Here is a 19,816-nt window from a genome sequence, read left to right on the forward strand (position 1 = left end):
TTCCGGAGTCCGGCGGGATCGGTCACGACCCGAGGGATCGGTGCGGGCGTCACCTTCTTGAACGAGCCCCCGGGACGCGACGCGCGTTCTCGCACCGGACGCGCGCCGCGTCGACGGGGCCCCGGTGCGCCGGCCGCGAGGACCGGCCGGTGCACCCCTCCGGTCGCGGCACAGTGCCGACGGCGGGGCATCACCCCCGGTCGACGGCCACGCGCAGTCCGCGGATCACATAGCCCCCGATCTCGTCCTGGAACGTGACGCGCGGCGGTGTGAGCATGCGGATGCCCTCGAGGGCGAAGAGGTGGCCGAGGAAGACGTTGGTCTCCATCAGGGCGATGTCCGCACCGGGACAGCGGTGCGGTCCGTCGCCGAAGGACAGGGCGGCCGCGTACCGCCCGGTCGTCGTCGGCCGGCCGGGGCAGACCGCCGTGGGAGTGGCCCCCACGGCCTCGGGGTCGGTGTTGGCCTCGTCCACGAAGATGTCGACGAGCGCGCCGGCGGGCACGGTGACCGGGCCGTCGGCGCCCGGCACGTCGAGCGCGCCGGTGGTCCGCCGGCTCAGCCGGGCGACCACGGGTTCCAGACGCAGGATCTCGTGGATCACCGCCAGGCGTTCGGTCTCGTCGCCGTTCGTGTAGCGCTCGCGCAGGGCGGCGTCGGTGAACAGATGCCAGGCGGCGACGGAGATGAACTCGCGGGTGGTGATCATTCCGGCAGCGGCGTAGGTGAGGCACTCGCCGAGGATCTCGGGGTTCGAGCAGCCTTCCGCGATCAGGTGGGAGATCAGGTTGTCGGCGGGCCGTGCGTGGTGGGCGCGGACGGCCGGGCGGACGTCGGCGAAGTAGATCCGCAGCCAGTTGGTGTTCTGGCGGAACAGCCAGTAGATCCCGTGCAGACTGGTGAATCCGGGCTTGCCGAACTTCTCGGGGAAGAAGCGCTCCAGGCGGCCCTGAATGCCGGGTCTGCTGTGGGTCAGGCCGATCACCCCGCACGCCACATCGATCGAGACGCCGAAGGTGAGATCCTCCAGCTGAGCCTCGCCTTCGGTCCGCAGAGTGCTCAGGTGCTTCTGCGTGACGCGTTCGGTGAGTTCCCGGTAGTGCTCGTCCACGTGGCGGGGCGTGAAGTAGCGGGCGGTCTGACGGCGGTGTTCCCGGTGTTCGGGCCCGTCGCGGTACAGCACGGGCCGCCGGATCCGGGCGGGCAGCTTCTCGACGGTCTCGATGCCCAGACCTGCCTGCACGGTGTCGGTGCTGCGCAGCACGGCACGCGCCGCCGCGTAGCCGCGTACCTGCCACGTGCCGTCGTCCCCGCGGCCGACCGGGCAGCCGGGTCCGGTGGGATCCCGGCGGATCTTCCGTGCGTCGTCGTCGACTCGGTCCATCGGATGCAGCCTCCGTCGTCGTGTCGTACTCCTGCCGGGAGGCCGGGAGGAGTCCGCTGTCAGGCATGTGCGGCCAGACTTCAGGACGACCGGCCCCACCGCCAGTCCCTTGGCCGCCAAGGGCTCTCCAACTGCGCGGCAGTGCCACCGACTTCGCGCTCGCGGCGGCGCCCCGCCACGGCCTCGGGTCTCTCGGCGGCAGGGGCGACAGTACGATCGACGCCTTGAGCGGCCCGGGCTCCCCGCACGGCCCGGCAGGCCCCGGACGGAAGGCGGCACATTCGTGACGGCCCTGCGACTGCTGACCATGAACACCCTCTTCACCGGCGATGTCCCGGCCCGGCTGAGGGCCCTCGGCGCGGCTCTGGGCCGGTCCGACTACGACGTCGTCTGTCTGCAGGAGGTCATGTTCCGCCGCAACGCCCGGCTGATCTGCCGTGCCGCTCCCGCGTACCGGCACTTCGCCTACTCGGGCACGGTTCTGCTCAAGGGCGGCCTGGTGCTGCTGTCGCGATGGCCGATCAGCCGATGGCGGTTCGTGCGGTACCCGACGACGGGCCCGGTGCGCGGCGAACTCCTCATGCGCAAGGGTGCGCTGCTGGCGTCCGTTGCCACCCCGGACGGTGAACTGGTGGTCGTGAACACCCACTTGTCGGCCAACCGCGACGACGACTGGTCTCCCACGAACCGGTACACGCGGATCGCCGCTGCCGAACTGGCCCGGCTCACCGGGCTGATCGCGGCCATGGGACCGGACCTGCCCGTGGCCGTGGCCGGTGATCTCAACCTCCCGCGCGACTCGGCGGTGCTCGCCGACTTCGTCGCCACAGCGGGGCTGCGCGACGTCCTCGCCGGCGACACGCGTCCGACCTACCGGCCGACACCTCAGTGGCCGTCGCCACCGGCCTTGGACCACGTACTGGTCCGGGCCGCGGCCGGGGAGACGCTGACCGGCGGCGCGGACCTCGTGTTCCAGGACCGGGTGACACTGGACGACGGCCGCCAGGCCTACCTGTCCGACCACTACGGCGTGCGTGCGCAGCTGATCCGGTCGAAGTGACACGGACACCGGCCGCCGGCCGTGCAGGCCACCGGTGTGAGCGTGCGACCGGCAGGGGTTCCCCTCCCGTCCGGTACTGAGTGACGGGAGGGGAGCCTCAGCGGGCCCAGGCCGCCCCTGGATGCGCTGTCAGTGCAGGCCGCTGTAGGCGGCCATCACGATCTCCATGCCGCGGTTGTCCTCCTGCCGGTCCCGGTCGATCATCCGGTTCATGGCGTAGGCGACCGTCATGCGTGAGCCGGGGTCGCTCACCACCAGCGAGCCGCCCCAGCCGCCCCAGCCGAAGGCGGTGCCGAACTTGCCGAAGCCCATCGTCCAGGCCATCGGCGTCCGCAGCACGCGGTCCTCGCCGCGGAACACCTCCTGCCACGCCGGCTCGCACCCCTGAGGGGACAGCAGCCGCACGCCGCCGGCCGAACCCCGGTTCGCCAGTACCGACTGGACCAGGGCGATGGAGCGAGCGTTGCCGAAGCCGTTCACCGCAGGGATCCGCGCACGGCGCCACGCCATGGAGTTGGCGTCCTTGACCCGGATCGCGACACCGGTGTTCTCCCGGCGAGTGCCGTCCGGTCCGGACGGTGCGCCGGCAACGTAGTCGTCGGTCAGTGACGGTGGCGGGATGAGCGGTGCCACGCGGTGGTCGTGACCGGCGGAGATCCCGAGGTGGAAATCCGCGCCCAGCGGCTCTGCCACCTCTTCGGCGAAGAACTCGCCGACACCGCGGCCGGTGATGCGGCGGACGATCTCACCCAAGAGGAAGCCGAAGGTGAGCGCGTGATAGCCGGCCGCCGTTCCCGGCTCCCATTCGGGCACCTGGGCGGCCAGCCCTGCCGTCACGCTCTCCCAGTCGTAGAGCTCCTCGACCGCCGTCGGCCCGGACAGGTCCGGGAGCCCCGCGGTGTGCGACAGCACGTGCCGTACCAGCACCTTCTCCTTGCCGGCCGCGGCGAACTCGGGCCAGTAGGCGGCGACCGGCGCGGACAGGTCGAGCTCGCCCCGGTCGGCCAGAATCAGCGCGCACAGGGCGATCATGTTCTTGGTCGTCGAGTTCACACCGACGAGGGTGTCGCGTTCCCAGCCGACGGACCGGTCCGCGTCGGCGTACCCGCCCCAGAGGTCCGCCACCGGCTCGCCGTCGAGATAGACGGCCGCCGAGGCGCCCACGTCGTCCTTGCCGAGCAGAGCCGCAAGTGCCTCACGGACTGCGGCGAACCGGGGATCACAGAATCCCTTAACATCAGTCATGGGCATAAGCCTCAGGTGCTCCCAAGTCCTCCTGCCCGACCATTCCCGCACGCGTTCGGTCGGGCGGGACGCGGACAATCTCCGCTGCCCCGGTACGGCGGCCTGACGGCCCTCCGCAGGTCGAGGGGCGTGCGTCACGACAGCCGAAGGACGGACAGGCGTGCTGGAACGGCTGAATCAGGCGCTGGACCACCTGGAGGCCTGCCTCGACGGCGAGGTCGACATCGCCGAGGTGGCCAGGATCGCCGCGGTGTCGGAGTACCACTTCCGGCGACTGTTCTCCGCACTCGCCGGAATGCCGCTCCCCGTCTACGTACGGCGCCGACGCATGACCCTGGCCGGGGCCGACGTACTGGCCGGGGAACCGACTCTGCTCGACATCGCGGTGCGCTACGGGTACGGCTCGGGCGAGGCGTTCGCCCGGGCCTTCCGGTCGGTGCACGGCGTCGGTCCGGGCGAGGCCCGGCGCACGGGCGCGGTGCTCACGGCGCAGCCACGCATGTCCTTCCGCGTCGTCGTCGAAGGCAGTACGACCATGCGGTACCGCATCGTGGAGAAGGAGGCGTTCCGGGTCGTCGGCAGGAAGGCCCGGGTTCCGCTCGTGCCCGAGGGGATCAACGCGGCCGCCACGGCGCACTTGAAGAGCCTGGACGAGCGGGCGATCGTACGGATGAAGGAGCTCGACCAGCAGGAGCCGGCGGGGATCCTGTCGGCGGCCGTGTACCTGACCGACAGCCGGGACGAGGGTGCCGAGGCGGACTACTGGATCGGCGTGGTCACCGGTTCGGGGACGGCCGCCGATGAGCTCGACGCCCTCGATGTGCCGGCCGGGACATGGGCGGTCTTCGACAACCACGGGCCCTACCCCAGCGCTCTCCAGGAGCTGTGGCGAGACGTGTTCACGCAGTGGTTCCCTTCCAGCCTGTACGTGAGCCGGCCGGGTCCCGAACTCCTGCGGACGCAGCCGGTGCAGATCGGTACGGAGACCGACTCCCAGCTGTGGATCCCGGTCGAGCGAGGCATCGCAAGCGCCGGGCCGTGAACTCCGGCACCTGACCCCAGGAGCATGGTTGCGCGTGTCGAGGCGCGGGGGATCAGGCTGTCAGCCTGCGATGGACGGTGTGAGCGGGGCCGGCGCCGGGGCTGATGCGGGTGAAGTATTCGGTGGCCAGGATCCGGATGCGCGTTGCCTCATCGAGGCGGGACAGCAGCGCAGGCAGGGCTCGCTCGCCCCGGAGCTGGCTGGTGTGTGAGGAGATCGCGGCCCACTTCTGCACCACCCATGGCGTCACGTCCACGACTGCGGTCACGTCCTCGTCCGGCACGCTGTGCAGCGTCTTTCCGACGCCGCTCAGCAGCGGCCCGAGGTCGCCGGTCCCGGAGTGCGGGTGGGTGGCCGCGTAGAGCGCGCCGGTCTGCCAGGGCTCGCCCGCCTCGGGGTGAAGCCGGCCGTTCCCGGCAGCCTCCACGGCGAGCACAGCCACTCGGTGGGTACGACGGTGATCCGGGTGGCCGGTGAGCTGGCCGAGCGCGTCATGCGTGACGACGACATCGGGACGGAACCGCCTGATGTGCGCGACGACCTGGGCGACGGCCTCAGCCAGGTTCACGTCGCACCAGCGGGGCCGACCGGGAGCCGAGGACTCGTTGCGGGCGTCGCCGTGTCCGAGCATGCGCGGCTCGCCCGCGCCCAGAACCGTCAGGGCCGCGTCGAGTTCGGCGGCACGCGCGGTGTTTCCGGCCCAGGTCGCGGTGACGACGGCCGTGCGGGCGCCGCCGGCGGCATGCTGGGCGAGCACACCGCCCGCGAGCAGGCTCTCGTCGTCGGGGTGGGCGAAGACTCCGAGCAGCGAAGGACAGCGGGCTGCGGTCGCGGAAGCGGAGGTCGTCATGAGCGGGAACCTCTTATCTCACCGTGGGCGGAACGCGGGGAAGGCAGGGGCACGCCTGGCCGGACAGGCCCTAGGCGCGCAAGGTCGGTACCAGGGTCATGGGCGGGTTCGGTCAGAGCGTCGGGTTGCGTTGGAGTGCGCTTCAGGTCGTAGCGTCGCAGTGACCGCGGCGCACGAAGCCTGTGACCACGCGTCCCGGACGGGATACCCGCTTGTGGAAGCCGCGCTGGACGAGGCGCTGCGCGCGGTCGCGTGAACGATGAACGAGTGTGCGGAACAAAGCTGGGAGACGTCATGCGCAAGCGCAGTCTGCGGGACCTTGAGGTATCGGCCATCGGCTTGGGATGCATGGGCATGTCCGCCTTCTACGGGTCCGCGGACCAGGAGGAGGGGATCGCGACCATCCGGCGTGCTCTCGACGTCGGGGTGAACTTCCTCGACACCGCGCAGATGTACGGGCCGCTGACCAACGAGTCGCTCGTCGGCGAGGCGATCCGGGGGCACCGCGACGCGTACGTGATCGCGACGAAGTTCAACTACCGGATGGACGACGCCGTACCCGGCGACATCAGCACGGTCGGCCCGCAGGACGGATCCGCCGAGCATGTCCGCAGCTCGGTCCACGGCTCCCTGCAGCGTCTGGGGACCGACCACATCGACCTGTACTACCAGCACCGGGTCGACCCGAACGTACCGATCGAGGAGACGGTCGGGGCGCTGGGCGAGCTGGTCACCGAGGGCAAGGTGCGGTACATCGGCCTGAGCGAGGCGAGCGCGGATACCATCCGGCGCGCGCACGCCGTGCACCCGGTCACCGCGGTGCAGAGCGAGTACTCGCTGTGGTCACGGGACGTGGAGGCGGAGGTGCTGCCCGCCTGCCGTGAGCTGGGCATCGGCTTCGTGCCGTACTCGCCGCTCGGCCGCGGCTTCCTCGCCGGCCGGTTCAGCTCGCCGGACGAGCTCGACGCCAACGACTGGCGCCGCCAGAACCCGCGCTTCCAGGACGCCAACCTGGAGGCGAACCTGCGGCTCGCGGCGAAGGTGAAGGAGATCGCCGCCGAGAAGGAAGTGTCCCCGGCCCAGCTGGCCATCGCCTGGGTGCTGGCCCAGGGCGAGCACCTGGTGCCGATCCCGGGCACCAAGCGCCGCACCTACCTGGAGCAGAACGCCGCCGCGGTCGACATCGAACTGACCAAGAAGGACCTGGCCCGTATCGATGCGGAGCTGCCCGAGGTGTCGGGTGAGCGCTACGACGAGGCAGGCATGCGATCCGTCAACCGCTGAGAACCCTGCGGCAGATCAGGTGACCGTCGCTTGATCCACTGATCAACTCGTTGTTCCGGCACGGGACATGGAGCTTGTGGACCAGGCCTGGGACGGGAGGCCAGGTGTTCACCTGCAGGGCCGGAAAACCGGGGCGCGATGGGCTGCCCTGTCATGTGATGATCATGCTGATGCGCCGGATACGTCGGCGCATCAGTCACGTCATCACACCCTTGGGGGTAGCAATGACCTTGTTCTCCGGTGGAAGCCCGTTACGCCGCAGATCCGCCGCCGCCCTGGCGGTGGCGGCCGGTCTGCTGACGGCCGGCCTCGCCGCGCCCGCGTTCGCCGACGACGACCCGCCGCAGAGCGACCAGTTGTGGATCCACGAGCCGTACGAGCAGACGCTGCCGCTCGGCACCGACGGCGCTCAGCCGCAGTCCCGCACGCTCGGCGTCGGCCTCTACCACGACAACCAGAACTTCACGGTGACCGACGGCAGGCTCACCGTCGACATCTCCGGCCTCACCGGGGTCGCCGAGGTGACCTGGCCCGACAACTGCACGCCGAGCGGCACGACCGCGGTGTGCGACGTTCCCGTGGTACCCGGTCTGGGGGCCGACTACGAGGACCAGGTGGTGCTGAAGGTGCGCGCGGCCGACGGCGCCGCAGTCGGCGCACGGGGCAGGATCACCTACGAGGCGACGGCCACCGGCGGCCCCGACGGCACGCTCACCGTGCCGCACGACAGCTTCGACACCACGCTCACCGTCGGCGCCGGGCCCGACCTCGCCATCGCCCCCGTCGCCGACATCGAGGACGGCCGGCCCGGCGACCGGCGGACGATCCCGCTGAAGATCACCAACAACGGCGACGAGAGCGCGAACGGGTTCACCGTCCAGCTGTACGCCTCGTACGGCCTGACGGACCTGACCCGGTACGACGCCTGCACCTACAGCACGACGGACGGCACCGACTACGCACCGTCGAACAAGGCGGACTGCACGTTCGACCAGGTGCTAGCGCCGGGCGACTCCTTCGAACTGCCCGAGCCGCTGACGGTGCGACTCGCCCCGCACGCGCTGCGCGAGCGGCTCGACATCGACGTCGAGCCGGCCGGCGGCGCCCAGGACATCGACTCCCGGAACGACTACACGGTCCTTCAGATCGACGCGGCGAACACCGCGGACTTCTCCGTGACCGGTGACGCCATCTCCGGCGCGGCGGGCACCACGGCCACGGCCGAGCTCACCTTCAGGAACAACGGCCCGGCCTGGCTCGGCAACCTCGGCTCCGGCGACCCGGTCGCCGAGGTCCGGCTGATCGTGCCCCAGGGCACCACGGTCACCGGCGTGCCGTCCGACTGCGTCCCGCGCACCCTCGCCGGCGGCTACTACCCGAAGCAGACGGGCGCTCCGCGCTACGACTGCGAACTGCCGTACTGGGTGCTGGCGGACACCCACCGGACGTTCGCGTTCTCCGTGCGCGTCGACACCGTGGTGCCCGGCGCGACCGGTGCCGTGAGCATCCACCCCGCGTACGGCGAGTTCGGCCAGCACCCCTTCGACTTCGACCCGGACCTCACGAACAACACGGCTGCTCTGACGGTCAACTGACCGACCCAGGGGAGTTCCGGAGCGGCAACTGTACAAGCGCCTGCTCCGGAACTTCGGCTCCCGGACCGGCGGCGTCCGTCGTCGCGGCGGCGGTGTCAGTGGGCTGAAATACTCTTTCAGCCACCGCACACCGACTCGGAGGATCGAGAGAATTGACCGGCCTGTCCGCTTTCCCGCTGCCCTTTCAAGCCTCCCGTTCCATATCCTTCGCGACGCCCCGAACGCTGCGGGAACTTCAGATGATGCAGTGCAGCGCCCATATTCGGGCGAAGCCGGGGTGGTTCGACAAGATGAAGGACGCCGACATCGTCGCCAGGTGGACGCAAGAGGCCGTCGCTCAGGGCCTCACCGAGGCGCAGGTTCGTTACGTACTTGCCGAGCTCGCGCACTACGCCGCGCTGCGGGACGGACACACCGGCGCCGAGGTGTCCGCCGTCGACGGGGTGTGGCAGTCGGACACTCTGGTCGACGACAAGCTCGGATCCCGGCTGCGCGACGCTGTTCGGGTTCTGGAAGAGGTCCCCGAGGCAGAACGGGACTGGCACCCCGGTTCCGACGGCCAGGTGCTGGACCTGGTTCATCCCTCACTGTTCTGCCTGGTGAGAGAGGCGAGCGGCGCACCCGAGCGGGCTTGGCAGAACCCGACGAGCCGCTACTCGAAGTACGAGTTCTCGGAGAAGTTCCAGTGGCTGCCCACGGACGTCGACGTCAGTGAGGACGGCGAGGTCGCCTTCCGCTCGTACGTCAACAACGTCCACCCTGACACTCATCGCGAACTGGCCTCCGTCCTACCGGACTTGTTCGCGCGAATGCGCCCGCTGCTGGAGAACGTCCTCACCGATCTGCGCCATCCGCGGCCGCTGCGGATCGAGGCCGATCCTTACGGGTGGTACGAGTCGCAGGAATCGGAGTATCCGGACAAGTCCTCCTACAGCGATCAGGAGGCCTACGCGGAAGCCGTGCGCGTCTGGGAGGAGGCTCAGGACGAATGGTGGGAGAACCGCCGCCCGACCATCCCGGATGCCCCGCTCTTCACCGCGCCCGAACTGCCTGATGAATCCGCCCGGGTCGACCTGCGCGGTCGCAGTCTCCAGGTCATCGTCAAGCTCGCCACGATCCAGCTCACTCCGGACAAGCCTGAGTACTCCGGCGGTTCCTGGCATGTCGAGGGGATGCTGAACGAGCGGATCGTCTCGACCGGCATCTACTACTGGGACAGCGAGAACATCACCGAAAGCCGGCTGAGTTTCCGGACGGCACTCGACGATCCGGACTACGAGCAGAGTGACGACAACGGTGTACGTGAGGTCTATGGCCTGGAGGACTTGGACGCACTGAACCAGGTACTGGGATCGGCCTCGACCCCGGCGGGCCGCTGCCTGGCGTTCCCGAACATCCTGCAACACCGCGTCGGTTCGTTCCGCCTCCAGGACGACACCCGCCCGGGATATCGCAAGATCCTCGCGTTCTTCCTGGTCGACCCGTCGGAAAAGATCGTATCGACTTCCGATGTGCCACCGCAGCAACCCTGGTCCGACACCTCGACCATGACGCTTGAACAGGCCAGGAACTACCGCGAACAGCTCATGCAGGAACGCAAGTTCTTCGTCGACGAACACAACGAGCAGCTCTACGAACGAGAATTCTCCCTCTGCGAGCACTGAATCTCTCCGCGGCCGGGACGACACGGCGCGCCAGGACTGACACCAGCGCGGTGTCACCAGACGACACCGACGCCGACCGGGGGAGCGACGCACCCCCGGCGGCTCGTTCTGCCGGGTCGCGGGGGCCAAGTCTGCAGACGCGGGTCACCGACCGCGACCGGTTCACCGATGCCGGACAGCACAGAGTGGGGCCCGCGGCAATTCGTTCGCATGTGATCTCCCCTGCCGCGTACGGTCTGCGCATGACGAGGACCACGCCGGCCAGCCCCGTATCCGTGGAGAGAAATCCAGCGAAAGACGCCCCCGTCGCGCCCATGCCCGTCGTCCTCGGCATAGACGATCTCCGACCGCTTCCCTGGGCCACACGGATCGCCCGCACCAGCCGCGAAGGCATTCAACTCCTGGAAGAGCATCGCGACAGTTTCATTGACGAGCTGTGGCTCGACCACGATCTCGGAGGCGAGGACACCATCATGCCGGTGGTGACCGTCATGGAAGAAGCCGCCTTCAACGGACGCCCCTTCCGGATCGGAGCGGTCTTCGTTCACAGCGCCAACCCCATCGGGGCGGAAACAGTTGTCCGGTCCCTTGCCCGCTGGAACTACCGTGTCCGGCGGGCAACGGCCTAGCCGGGGAAGAGGGCATCGAGGCGAGCCCGAATACGAAGTGGCGCGCCTGCCGGTCAGGCTTGTCGTAGCGACGGTGAGAGTCGGCGTCGTACGTTGTCGATGTCCGTGACGACGACCACGACCTGATCGTCGACCTGTACGACCTCTTCCGGCACCGCCACCGGCACCGGGCTGAGCTCGGACAGGTGGACGAGGCCCTGAACGCCGTCCTCGACCTCGACGAAGGCGCCGAAGGGGACCAGTTTGGTCACCCTGCCGGTCAGTCGTCGACCCACCACGATGCCGTCGGTGAACTGGCGGAAGGGGTCCGGCTGCATCGCCCGCAATGACAGGCGGGCTTCGCCGTTCCATGTGTCGAACTGCAGGAACTCGCACGACACCCGCTGCCCGATCTGAACGACGTCGGTCGCCGCCTCGAAATCGCGCCAGGACAACTCGGGATGGGTGATGAAGCCGACGCCGGGAAAGACGGGGTGTTCGGGGCCGTCGTCCAGGGCGACGAAGACACCGAACCGCTCGATCGCCGAGACCGTGCCCGTCAGGATCTCGCCTGGACGAAGCCCGCTGAGGAATGCCCAGAGTTCCGGGTACTCGGTCCGGACGTCCTGTAGCGGCAACGCAATCTCCATTCCTGGGTCAGTGGGTCTGTTCCAACGGGTCGGCCCGGCCGAGCAGTTCCGCGAGCGGGGTGCCGGTTCGCGCGGCGATGACGCGGCGTGCGCGGACCTGGGCACGTGTACGGGGGCGGAACTTCGGCTCGCGCCCGCAACCGCACGGCTCGAAGCCCTCGTACCGCAGCCCCGCAGCCAGGACCACCGCCACCACCGACCAGGCCTTCCGGTTGCTGCGCCGAGGTGCCGCGAAGTCATGGCCGGCGCACTGCAGTGTCCCCGTGCAGCGCGGGCATGCGTGCCCGGCCTGGCTGGGATGCCGTTTGAAGCTGATCCGGCACGACACGCACACGTAGTGCAGCTTGTAGTGGACGAAGGCGTAGGTGCACATGGAATGACCGTATCGGCGGCGCATTGTCGGGAACCAGCAGATTCCCCGCTCGCACACTCGCAGCGGACGGTCCCGCCGGCAGGCAGACTGGAGGCGGCATCAGGAGGATCCATAGAAACCGATGAGCCGATCTACCAGCTTCGGCGGGATGTCACGCGACCGGTTGGCTCCCCGAACCTTCTGGACGTGAGGGGGGTGAACGGTCTGGCCCAGGCTGCCGGCATTGCGAGCTTCTGGATCCGCAAGGGCACTTGCGTATCGCAGATGCCGATGCGGCGGCAGCTGGGTCGAGTGGACGGCCACCGCCTTCGTCGGTCGGATGACTGTTGCTCGTCAGCGCGCCGCTGGTCTAGTCCCACCAGAACGACCAGGAAGTGCGCCCCACGAGCCGCGCAGCGTACTCGGGGAACGGCGTGGGCGGGTCGTCGACGATGTTGTCCGCGGTCGACAACACGTGTTCCAGGGCCAGCAAGTTCGCGTGCTCTGCTTCCGCGGGAGGTCTCGCGACCGATACGTGCAGCTCGCTGCCGACGGCCGCGACGACCTGTGCACCGAAGCGGTCCTCCCAGCTCCGCAGGAGTGAACAGAGCAGGGGGAGTGGTGCCTCGGCGGACCAGCCGATCAATGCCAAGGCGTCGCTGCTTCGACGGGCAGGGACGAGCACCAAGCAGCACTCCTCCAGCCCGAACGGACCCGTCTCCAAGAGCCGGTCCAGCAGGCGTGCCGCGGCCGCCTCCGAAGTCGGAGGTGCGGACACCGCCGGCACCTGCGGTGCCAGTCCCGGCCACTGTTCGAACGGCGGCCCCGGATCATGCGGCCATGGCTCGATTCCCTCAGGCACGGATTCGGGCGTCGGGTCGGTCCAGAAGGGCAGCCGCCTGCGCCGGTACTCGGCGAAGTCCGTGGCCAGCACCTCCTCCAGGCGGATGGCATCGATGTGATCCAGGGCGAGCGGACTTCCCAAAGCGCCGGGCGAGCACAGGAGCGGAACCAGACCGTGTACCGGTTGCTCGCTCAGCAGCCGAGGCCACAGCCTTTCGACGTCATCAGGGAACTCGTCGGAGACCCACACGAGTTCGGGACCACAAGCCACGAACCGACCGGGAGGCAGACCATCAGGCAGGGAGAACGACATGGCTCGCACCCTAGATGGAGGTACCGACAGCGCATCGCCCTGGAGGACCTCAAGAGGTGCCGCGTCTGCCGGGTCGACTTGTTCCACCGGACCCGGTCGATTTATTCGTCGAGGTAGCGATACGTCTCGCTCGCCGATCGGATCACCACGTCGCCGTCGCGCACCTGCCACTCGCTCATGCCGTCGACCTCGTGGCTGACGAGGAGCAGGCCGGTGATCAGGTCGTTGTCGTCGTCGGAAGCCGGGATCCGCGCGACGCACCGCAGTTGCTCCAGGAAGTCGTCGACGGCCGGAGCGCGCATCTCTGCGTGCCCGCCGCTTGCCGAAGGGGGCCGACGATGGCTCACAACTGGTCTCCTCGGCCTGCCGGCTTCGGGGGATGTGGCCCGCCGCCGTCCTTGATGTCCTGCTCGCAGGTTCGCCGGTCGTAGGACTGGTCGTTGGGTATCAACAGCACTCCGGCAACCTGCTCAGGGTGCTCGACGGCGAGCCACTCGTCGCCCGTGGGGTCGCCGCCCGGCCCGAACGCCTCGGACGAGTAGACCGTCCGACACCCCAGCGCCATGCGCTTCTTGTCGACCGCGCAGGCATCCACGCCAGGGTTGGAACTCTCGTCGGCGCCGTAGAAGCGGAAGTGGAAGTGCACCTGGTCGCCTTCGGCGGGTACCTGCGGGTGCGGCTCAAGGCGCCAGTCGACGACCTCGGCGGTCACCCCGACAGGGCGCTCATACACGTCTTCGATCTGCACCCTGACAGCGGCCTTGCCGCGCTCCGCAGTCGTGTCCGTGCAGCCCCAGTGGGAGGAGCAGCCGGACAGGGCGAGAACCGCCAGAACCAGCGGAGCACCGGCAGGCAGCCGTGCGGGGAACATTCAGGTGACCTCCGTGTCACTGCCCGGGCTTGTTGGAACCACACCACAGGGTGAGTATCGCCTGGCGCTGCGGCCCCGTTGATCCTTTCGGCACGAATCGCTGTCTTGCGATGGAGGGGCAGGGCCTCGCCGGGAACGCTGTCAGTGCGGCCCGTTACCTTCGACTCATGTCGATCACCGCACAACTGCACGACTCGGTGAAGCTCCAGGGCGGGGCCGCACTGGTCAACGGCTTCGGCCTCGAGAGCCGCACGCACGCGCCATGCCGCGCCCTGCTCCAGAACGGACATGAGCTGGAGGTCTACGACCTGCACGACGTCTTCGCGGGGGAGCTGGCCCCGACCGCCGTGTTCCCCCTTCCCTGGCCGGGGTGGGACCGTGGCGTGCCCTCGGTGAGTCCGGACGCCACGTTCGCCGTGTTCTCCGGCCAGCGCGCGGTGCGGGCGGTCGGCCCGGGCGGCGAGCTGCTGTGGGAGTACCGGCACGGCTGCTGGGGGCCTGTGCTGGGCCACGCGCACTCGGGGGACGAGCAGGAGGTGTGCTACGGGTCCGAGCACGGATCCTGTCGTGTCTCCGACGACGGCAGGCTCGTCTGGGCGCATGTCGTGCTGGACCCGGAGGAGCGGGACTGGCAGGAGTGCTGGGTCGTTCTCGACGCCCGCGACGGACGGGAACTCGCCCGGCTGCCGCTGGACAGCGCGGCCTCCGGTTCACACCAGATATCCCATCCGGACGGCCTTCACATGGGGCTCTGCATCGGCATGGGCCAGGACGGCATCATGCTCCACTGGGCGCGCTGGGACGGCGAGAAGCTGACCGGCTGGGACCTCAACGAGACCCTGGACCGCATCCTGATGGACGTCCATCCCGGTCATCCGGGTTTTCTTACGCTCGAGCACTACGGGACGGACCTGAGACTGCATGCCCTGGACGGCACCGTCCTGGCCGAGGGCGCGCCTGAGCCGTCGGACGAAAAGGACCCGTTGTACTGGGACTACGGCTGCGGTTTCGTCGACGCCGACACCGTCATCGCTTCGACGGTCGACTCCGACGAGGACCCGGACCGGGCCTGCCACTGGTTGCTGGACGCCCGAACCCTGCGCACACGGGGTGCGATCACGTATCCCACCGGCCGTGTGGACGGTTACGCGCGTCCGCTCGGAGACGGCACCTGGCTGACCTACGACAACGCGAGCGGGACCCTCCATCGCTGGACGGAAGCAACGTCCTGAGCCTGACCACGAGTTCGCACCGGACCGGTCCAACCGACCGAGCCTGTAGGGGCATGCATTCCGGTGACGTTCCGGGCCCGGACTACGAGCGAGGTTGCTGCCGGGCGGCGACGGCTGCCGTGGCCGCGTCCAGGATGCGGTGCAGGACGGGGACCGGGATCGCCGGGTTGGTGATCGCCTCGCACGCCGTGTCGCGGTCGTGCAGCAGCCCGGCCAGGACGCGGGCCGGCAGCCGTGGATGGCGCGCGGCGGTCGCGCGTACGTGGGCCGCCGGGTCGTCGAGCAGCCGTACCGCGTCGGCGGGTGACAGCCGGGGGTCCTGGGCCGCGCGGTGGCGCACCTCGGTCTCGAGGTCCCGGGCAAGGCGCGCGACGTCGGCCGGGGTGGACTTCGGATCGTCCAGCGCCAGGCGGCGCATCCGCCCGCTGGGGTCGTCGGCGTAGCGCAGCAGGCCCGCGCGGGGGAAGTTGGGATGGTTGCGGGGGCGGCCGGGGTGACTGAGGCTGCCGTCCCACCAGCGCCAGACCTTCAGCAGCATGTCGGCCGGCGCGTCGTCGCACGATTCGGCGAGAAACAGGCAGACCACCCGGTCCTCGTCCCGCGCCAGACGCTCCACGACGTCCGGTGGGAGATGCCGGGCGCGGGCCACGCTGCGGCGGACGAGGGGATGGGACGACGCGGCGAGGCGGCGCATCGCGTCGGAGTCGCCGTGCAGGTCCTCGACCCAGGACAAGGTGTGTGACATCGACGTCGGGTCGAAATCGTGGCGCACCGCGGCGCGTTGCTCCTCGGTGAGGTCGGGGCGCAGCGCCACCGCGGACCGGACGTCGTTGTGCGGGTCTTCTGCCAGGACGGCGACGCCGTGTGCGCCGAGGCCTGGGTTGCGGGCCAGCGCCCGGCGTACCTCCGTGTCCTCGTCGTGGACCAGCTCCGCCTCCAACTCGGCCTCGAAACGGCACCGTTCGAGTGCTCGCCGCTGGTCGGGCAGCGCGCCGAAGACCTCGCGCGGTATGGGGACGTTGGTGTGGTGGGCGAGGAGCGCCGCCGTGCGCACCGTGTCGTCGGTGTCGGCGAGCAGCCGCGCCCGCAGGGGAGCGGCGAGGTCCTCCCATCGGGCGCAGGCAGCCGCCCGCACCGGGGGATCGGCGTCGGCCACGAGGCCGGGAAGGTGGTGTACGGGCAGTCCGGGGAGTTCGGCGGCCTGGGCGCGGGACGGCCCGGCGAGGAGGTCGTCGTACAGCTCCCCGGGGAGTTCGGCGCCCCGGGCGCGGGCACGCTCCGCCCAGAGCACGCGCCGCCCCGGTGACGGTTCGGCGCGGACCATGCGTATCCACTGATCGGAAGTGAGCTTGGGCCGGAAGGTGTCGGCGGGCCTCGCGCGCACCTGCGGATCGGGGTGCGCCACGGCGGCGTCGAGGACGGCCGGCCGGTCGCAGCCGTGCAGGAGGCCGTCCGTCACATCCAGCAGCCGGATCAGCAGCTCGTCGGGCGCGGCCGGATTGGACCCCAATCCCTCCGCCCAGTGCAGGGGCCACGCCGGGCGGCCGGGAACGGCCGCCCACACCTCGGCGCGCTCGGCCTCCGACTCCTGAGCGGCGGCCGTCGCGGTCTCCTCCAGCCGTTCCGGAAGTCGGTCGAGGGCTGTCATTCGGGGCCCGTCGGTGCCGGGGATCTCCGCCAGCAGCACCTGCCCGTCGAGGGAGAGCGCCACGAACCCAGGGCCGCCGGTCAGCTCCGGCACACCGTCGCCGGCGTAGCGGACCCGGGTCCACCAGGAGTCGTTTCCGCCGATCCGGTGTCCGAGGACGGCCACCAGGAACTCGCCGTTTCCATCGGCAAGTCGGCGCCACCACGCGGCGTCGAGGGAATCCCGGGCCGCGCCGGCCGGCGCCGCGATCCCGCGTGCGATGCGCCAGCCGGCCTCCGGCGGGAGCAGGCTGCCCGGGCGTACCTCCTCGACGACCGTGAGGCCGGTGCGTTCGAGCAGTTCACGGAGCTTCTTCTGGCGCTGCACGCGATCATGATCCCCGCGGACTCACGCCAGGACAAGGTCTCACCGGATCACCGGATCAACGGATCACCAGCGCACCGGCGACACGTCGAAGGGCCGCACCGACTGCGGTGCGGCCCTTCGAGGGACCCGGCGTCAGTTCACGCAGGGCGATCCTTGCTCACGCCAGGGCGAATTTCTGGGCGCCGGAGCTGTTGCAGTCCCAGATCTGGAGGCGGGTGCCGTTGGCCGTGGCACCCGACGGCGAGTCGATGCACCGGCCGGTGGTCGGGTTGGACATCGAGCCGTCGGCGTTGGCGACCCAGTTCTGGTAGCCGCCGCCGTTGCAGGTGGCCAGCTGGAGCTTTGTGCCGTTCGCGTTGACGCCGCCTGCGATGTCCAGGCACTTGCCCAGCGTGCGCAGGGTCTGGCCGCTCCAGGTCCACTTCTGGTCGAGCGAGGTGGCCGACTGGCAGTCCCACAGCTGGACCGCGGTGCCGTCGCCGCCGGTGTCGTCACCGGCCACGTCCACGCACTTGCCGCCAGGTCCGTAGATCGGGGTACCGATGGCGAACTGCTGGGCGCCGGAGCTGTTGCAGTCCCAGATCTGGAGGCGGGTGCCGTTGGCCGTGGCACCCGACGGCGAGTCGATGCACCGGCCGCTGGTCGGGTTGCGCAGCGAGCCGTCGGTCTGCCGCACCCAGGACTGGTAGCCGCCGCTGTTGCACGTGGCGAGTTGCAGCTTCGTCCCCGCGGCGCTGTTGCCGCCGGCGATGTCCAGGCACTTGCCGAGCGTCTGGAGGGTCTGACCGCTCCAGGTCCAGTGCTGGTCCTTGGCCGCCGACTGGCAGTCCCACAGCTGGACCGCGGTGCCGTCGCCGCCGGTGTCGTCACCCGCCACGTCGACGCACTTGCCGCCAGGTCCGGTGATCGTCTGGCCGGTCACCGAACCGCCGCCGCCGCCGCCACCGCCTCCGGAGCCGGGCGCCTTGTTGTAGACGGCCACCGAGTCGACGACCAGCTTGCCGCCGGAGACCGTGGACGCGTTCGGTCCGCCGCCGAAGGCGTCCGGGAAGCCGCCGCCGATGGCCAGGTCGTAGATGATGAAGAAGGGGTGGTCGACCGCGTCGGCCCAGGTCGTGGCGTCCACCTGGTTGGCGTTGACGGTGAAGAAGTTGTTCCCGTCGAGGTAGAACCTGATCTGCTCCGGCGACACCGAGCGGTCGATCTCCGCCGCGTAGTCGTGGAAGCCGGTCTGGCAGCCCGAACAGGCGCGTTCACCCGAGCCTATGCCGGTCGACTCGTTGCACGGCCCGCCCGGGTTCACCCCGCAGTGCAGGGTGCTGAAGACGGAGCTGCGGCCGTTGATGTCCTCCATGATGTCGATCTCGCCGGACTTCGGCCAGGTCACACCGTCGCGCAGCGGCGCGCCGAGCATCCAGAACGCCGGCCAGTAGCCCGCGCCGTTGGCGGTGGTGACGTTGGGCTGCTGGAGGACGGACTCGATGCGTACGACGCCGCCGGCCGGGGCGCCGAAGCCCGCCGACTGGGTCTCCACGCGCCCGGAGGTCCAGCCGCTGCGCGCGTCGGAACCCGAGTGCAGTGCCTGGAGGACCAGATGACCCTGACCGTCGTAGTAGACGTTCGAGGTGCTGCTGGTCATCGTCTCGATCTCACCGGTGCCGAAATTGCTGCCCGGCCCGGTGTCGTACTTCCACAGGCTCTGGTCGATGCCGGTGCCCGACGCACCGTTGAAGTCGTCGCTCCAGGTGAGCGTGAAGCCCGACGGCGTGGGGGGCACTGCCGCCTGGGCGTCGAGGGTCGTGGTGACGGTGGCCACCACCGTCATCACGACGACCGGAATCAGTGAGAGCGCTCTCTTCCACGCGCCGCGCGGTGCCCTTGCGGGGGGTGATTGCATAGGTCTGGCCTCCGAAGAAAAGGCGTGATCGCGTCTGTTCGCTGTGCCGCCGCTTCTGGCGATCGCCATCAACGGTGAGCAGTGCACGCGCCCTTGTGGATCTGGATGACGACGAACGGGGCGAAGACCGGCACCTGGGCTGCCGTCGAGAGGCAGGCCCACAACGGGCGGCCGGGCTCTCGTCCCCGAACCGGCGGATTCATCGTCAACTCTGTTGCTGATCAGTGGTGTTGAGCCATGTGGGGTTCTGTGCGGGGCAGACGCTATTGGACCAGACCAATACCGTCAAGGCTCGAAACGGACTGACCACGGCTTGGAGGGAAGGATGTTCGTGGCGCGGTATGTGGAAGGCGGTCGGGCTTGCCGGACGAGCAACGGTCGGCACGACCCATGTCCATGTAACGTCAGCGCCAGGGGGCTGAGTTGAACTTCGACGAGAACGAACCGCAGTCCGTTCGAGAGCAGCGCTTGGCGGCGGAGCGGGCCGCACGCAGAGCGGCCCGCAAGGCTGCGTCACTCGACCTGCGGGGAGCTCACATCGGCGCCGCCATTACGGTCATCGCCCTGGCTCTACTCGGCTGGCTCGGCAAACCGGTGGCCCTGGGAATCGTCGGCGGAGCCGTTCTGCTCTGGTTCTCCGCGGCCCTCGCATGGGCCTACGCCGACGGGGACTGCGGACGGCACGCACTCCAGCGCGCGTACAGGATCACCTTCGGATGGGGCGACGGGATCTGAGGACCGAGGCCGAACCAGGCGGAGCGATGTGACGAGCGACGCGGACCGGACGGGCCGGCCCGGCAGGCGCGCTATCCCCAGGTCTGACGGCACAGGGTCGCGATGTCGGAGGAGGTGACGCCCTTCGCCCGGCGGCACAGCTGGCGCATCTGGCGGGGCCAGGGCTGCGGGCGGACG

18 protein-coding genes are annotated in these 19,816 nt (G+C 69.7%); 8 read left to right on the forward strand and 10 right to left on the reverse strand.

All coding sequences use genetic code 11. From position 1 onward, the window contains the following. Positions 1–190: 190 nt before the first annotated feature. On the reverse strand, positions 191–1,384 hold the full coding sequence (locus tag ACZ7OY_RS30420) for a cytochrome P450 (protein ID WP_471914373.1): 1,194 nt from the start codon (positions 1,382–1,384) through the stop codon (positions 191–193). A 283-nt stretch (positions 1,385–1,667) separates the two neighbouring features. Between ACZ7OY_RS30420 and ACZ7OY_RS30425 the strand changes: the two genes are divergently transcribed. Further along, positions 1,668–2,444: an endonuclease/exonuclease/phosphatase family protein gene (locus ACZ7OY_RS30425; RefSeq protein WP_471914374.1), complete on the forward strand. Its 777-nt coding sequence runs from the start codon at positions 1,668–1,670 to the stop codon at positions 2,442–2,444. Positions 2,445–2,573: 129 nt separating this feature from the next. On the opposite strand, the gene ACZ7OY_RS30430 is transcribed toward ACZ7OY_RS30425, so the two are convergent. After that, complete coding sequence (locus ACZ7OY_RS30430) at positions 2,574–3,689, reverse strand: serine hydrolase domain-containing protein (RefSeq protein ID WP_471914375.1); 1,116 nt, start codon at positions 3,687–3,689, stop codon at positions 2,574–2,576. Between the two features lie 160 nt (positions 3,690–3,849). On the opposite strand from ACZ7OY_RS30430, the gene ACZ7OY_RS30435 reads away from it, so the two are divergent. Next, the gene (locus ACZ7OY_RS30435; RefSeq protein ID WP_471914376.1) at positions 3,850–4,731 is read left to right on the forward strand and encodes an AraC family transcriptional regulator; all 882 of its coding nucleotides are present in this window, start codon (positions 3,850–3,852) and stop codon (positions 4,729–4,731) included. Between the two features lie 52 nt (positions 4,732–4,783). Here ACZ7OY_RS30435 and ACZ7OY_RS30440 read toward each other — a convergent pair whose 3' ends face one another. Beyond that, on the reverse strand, positions 4,784–5,581 hold the full coding sequence (locus tag ACZ7OY_RS30440; protein WP_471914377.1) for a PIG-L deacetylase family protein: 798 nt from the start codon (positions 5,579–5,581) through the stop codon (positions 4,784–4,786). Positions 5,582–5,875: 294 nt separating this feature from the next. Between ACZ7OY_RS30440 and ACZ7OY_RS30445 the strand changes: the two genes are divergently transcribed. The 4 genes from ACZ7OY_RS30445 (at position 5,876) to ACZ7OY_RS30460 (ending at position 10,753) form a co-directional block, all read left to right on the forward strand. Continuing rightward, the gene (locus tag ACZ7OY_RS30445; RefSeq protein WP_471914378.1) at positions 5,876–6,865 is read left to right on the forward strand and encodes an aldo/keto reductase; all 990 of its coding nucleotides are present in this window, start codon (positions 5,876–5,878) and stop codon (positions 6,863–6,865) included. Between the two features lie 224 nt (positions 6,866–7,089). After that, positions 7,090–8,460: a COG1361 family protein gene (locus tag ACZ7OY_RS30450; RefSeq protein WP_471914379.1), complete on the forward strand. Its 1,371-nt coding sequence runs from the start codon at positions 7,090–7,092 to the stop codon at positions 8,458–8,460. A gap of 152 nt (positions 8,461–8,612) precedes the next feature. Next, positions 8,613–10,124 carry a DUF4246 domain-containing protein gene (locus ACZ7OY_RS30455; protein WP_471914380.1) on the forward strand — a complete coding sequence of 504 codons (1,512 nt, stop codon included), beginning with the start codon at positions 8,613–8,615 and terminating at the stop codon, positions 10,122–10,124. Between the two features lie 242 nt (positions 10,125–10,366). Further along, positions 10,367–10,753: a cyclic-phosphate processing receiver domain-containing protein gene (locus ACZ7OY_RS30460; protein ID WP_471914381.1), complete on the forward strand. Its 387-nt coding sequence runs from the start codon at positions 10,367–10,369 to the stop codon at positions 10,751–10,753. Positions 10,754–10,806: 53 nt separating this feature from the next. On the opposite strand, the gene ACZ7OY_RS30465 is transcribed toward ACZ7OY_RS30460, so the two are convergent. The 5 genes from ACZ7OY_RS30465 to ACZ7OY_RS30485 form a co-directional block, all read right to left on the reverse strand. Further along, complete coding sequence (locus tag ACZ7OY_RS30465) at positions 10,807–11,370, reverse strand: S1 RNA-binding domain-containing protein (protein ID WP_471914382.1); 564 nt, start codon at positions 11,368–11,370, stop codon at positions 10,807–10,809. A 19-nt stretch (positions 11,371–11,389) separates the two neighbouring features. Next, positions 11,390–11,755, reverse strand: coding sequence for a hypothetical protein (locus ACZ7OY_RS30470; protein ID WP_471914383.1), 366 nt, complete (start codon positions 11,753–11,755; stop codon positions 11,390–11,392). A 349-nt stretch (positions 11,756–12,104) separates the two neighbouring features. Further along, positions 12,105–12,890, reverse strand: coding sequence for a DUF4253 domain-containing protein (locus ACZ7OY_RS30475; RefSeq protein ID WP_471914384.1), 786 nt, complete (start codon positions 12,888–12,890; stop codon positions 12,105–12,107). Between the two features lie 101 nt (positions 12,891–12,991). Beyond that, positions 12,992–13,192, reverse strand: a complete 201-nt coding sequence (locus tag ACZ7OY_RS30480; protein WP_471914385.1) for a hypothetical protein — start codon at positions 13,190–13,192, stop codon at positions 12,992–12,994. A gap of 41 nt (positions 13,193–13,233) precedes the next feature. Further along, entirely contained in the window at positions 13,234–13,761 is a 528-nt protein-coding gene (locus ACZ7OY_RS30485) for a hypothetical protein (protein WP_471914386.1), read from the reverse strand. 167 nt (positions 13,762–13,928) lie between these two features. Here ACZ7OY_RS30485 and ACZ7OY_RS30490 point away from each other — a divergent pair, with 167 nt between their 5' ends. Then, entirely contained in the window at positions 13,929–14,993 is a 1,065-nt protein-coding gene (locus tag ACZ7OY_RS30490; RefSeq protein WP_471914387.1) for a hypothetical protein, read from the forward strand. Positions 14,994–15,075: 82 nt separating this feature from the next. Here ACZ7OY_RS30490 and ACZ7OY_RS30495 read toward each other — a convergent pair whose 3' ends face one another. Both ACZ7OY_RS30495 and ACZ7OY_RS30500 read right to left on the reverse strand, forming a co-directional pair. Continuing rightward, complete coding sequence (locus ACZ7OY_RS30495) at positions 15,076–17,007, reverse strand: hypothetical protein (protein WP_471914388.1); 1,932 nt, start codon at positions 17,005–17,007, stop codon at positions 15,076–15,078. A 157-nt stretch (positions 17,008–17,164) separates the two neighbouring features. Further along, positions 17,165–18,832, reverse strand: a complete 1,668-nt coding sequence (locus ACZ7OY_RS30500; RefSeq protein WP_471914389.1) for a ricin-type beta-trefoil lectin domain protein — start codon at positions 18,830–18,832, stop codon at positions 17,165–17,167. A 495-nt stretch (positions 18,833–19,327) separates the two neighbouring features. Here ACZ7OY_RS30500 and ACZ7OY_RS30505 point away from each other — a divergent pair, with 495 nt between their 5' ends. Continuing rightward, a complete protein-coding gene (locus ACZ7OY_RS30505) occupies positions 19,328–19,639 on the forward strand; it encodes a hypothetical protein (protein ID WP_471914390.1) in 312 nt (103 codons plus the stop codon). The last annotated feature ends 177 nt before the right edge of the window (positions 19,640–19,816 follow it).

This window comes from Streptomyces sp. NPDC107559, from assembly GCF_055657365.1.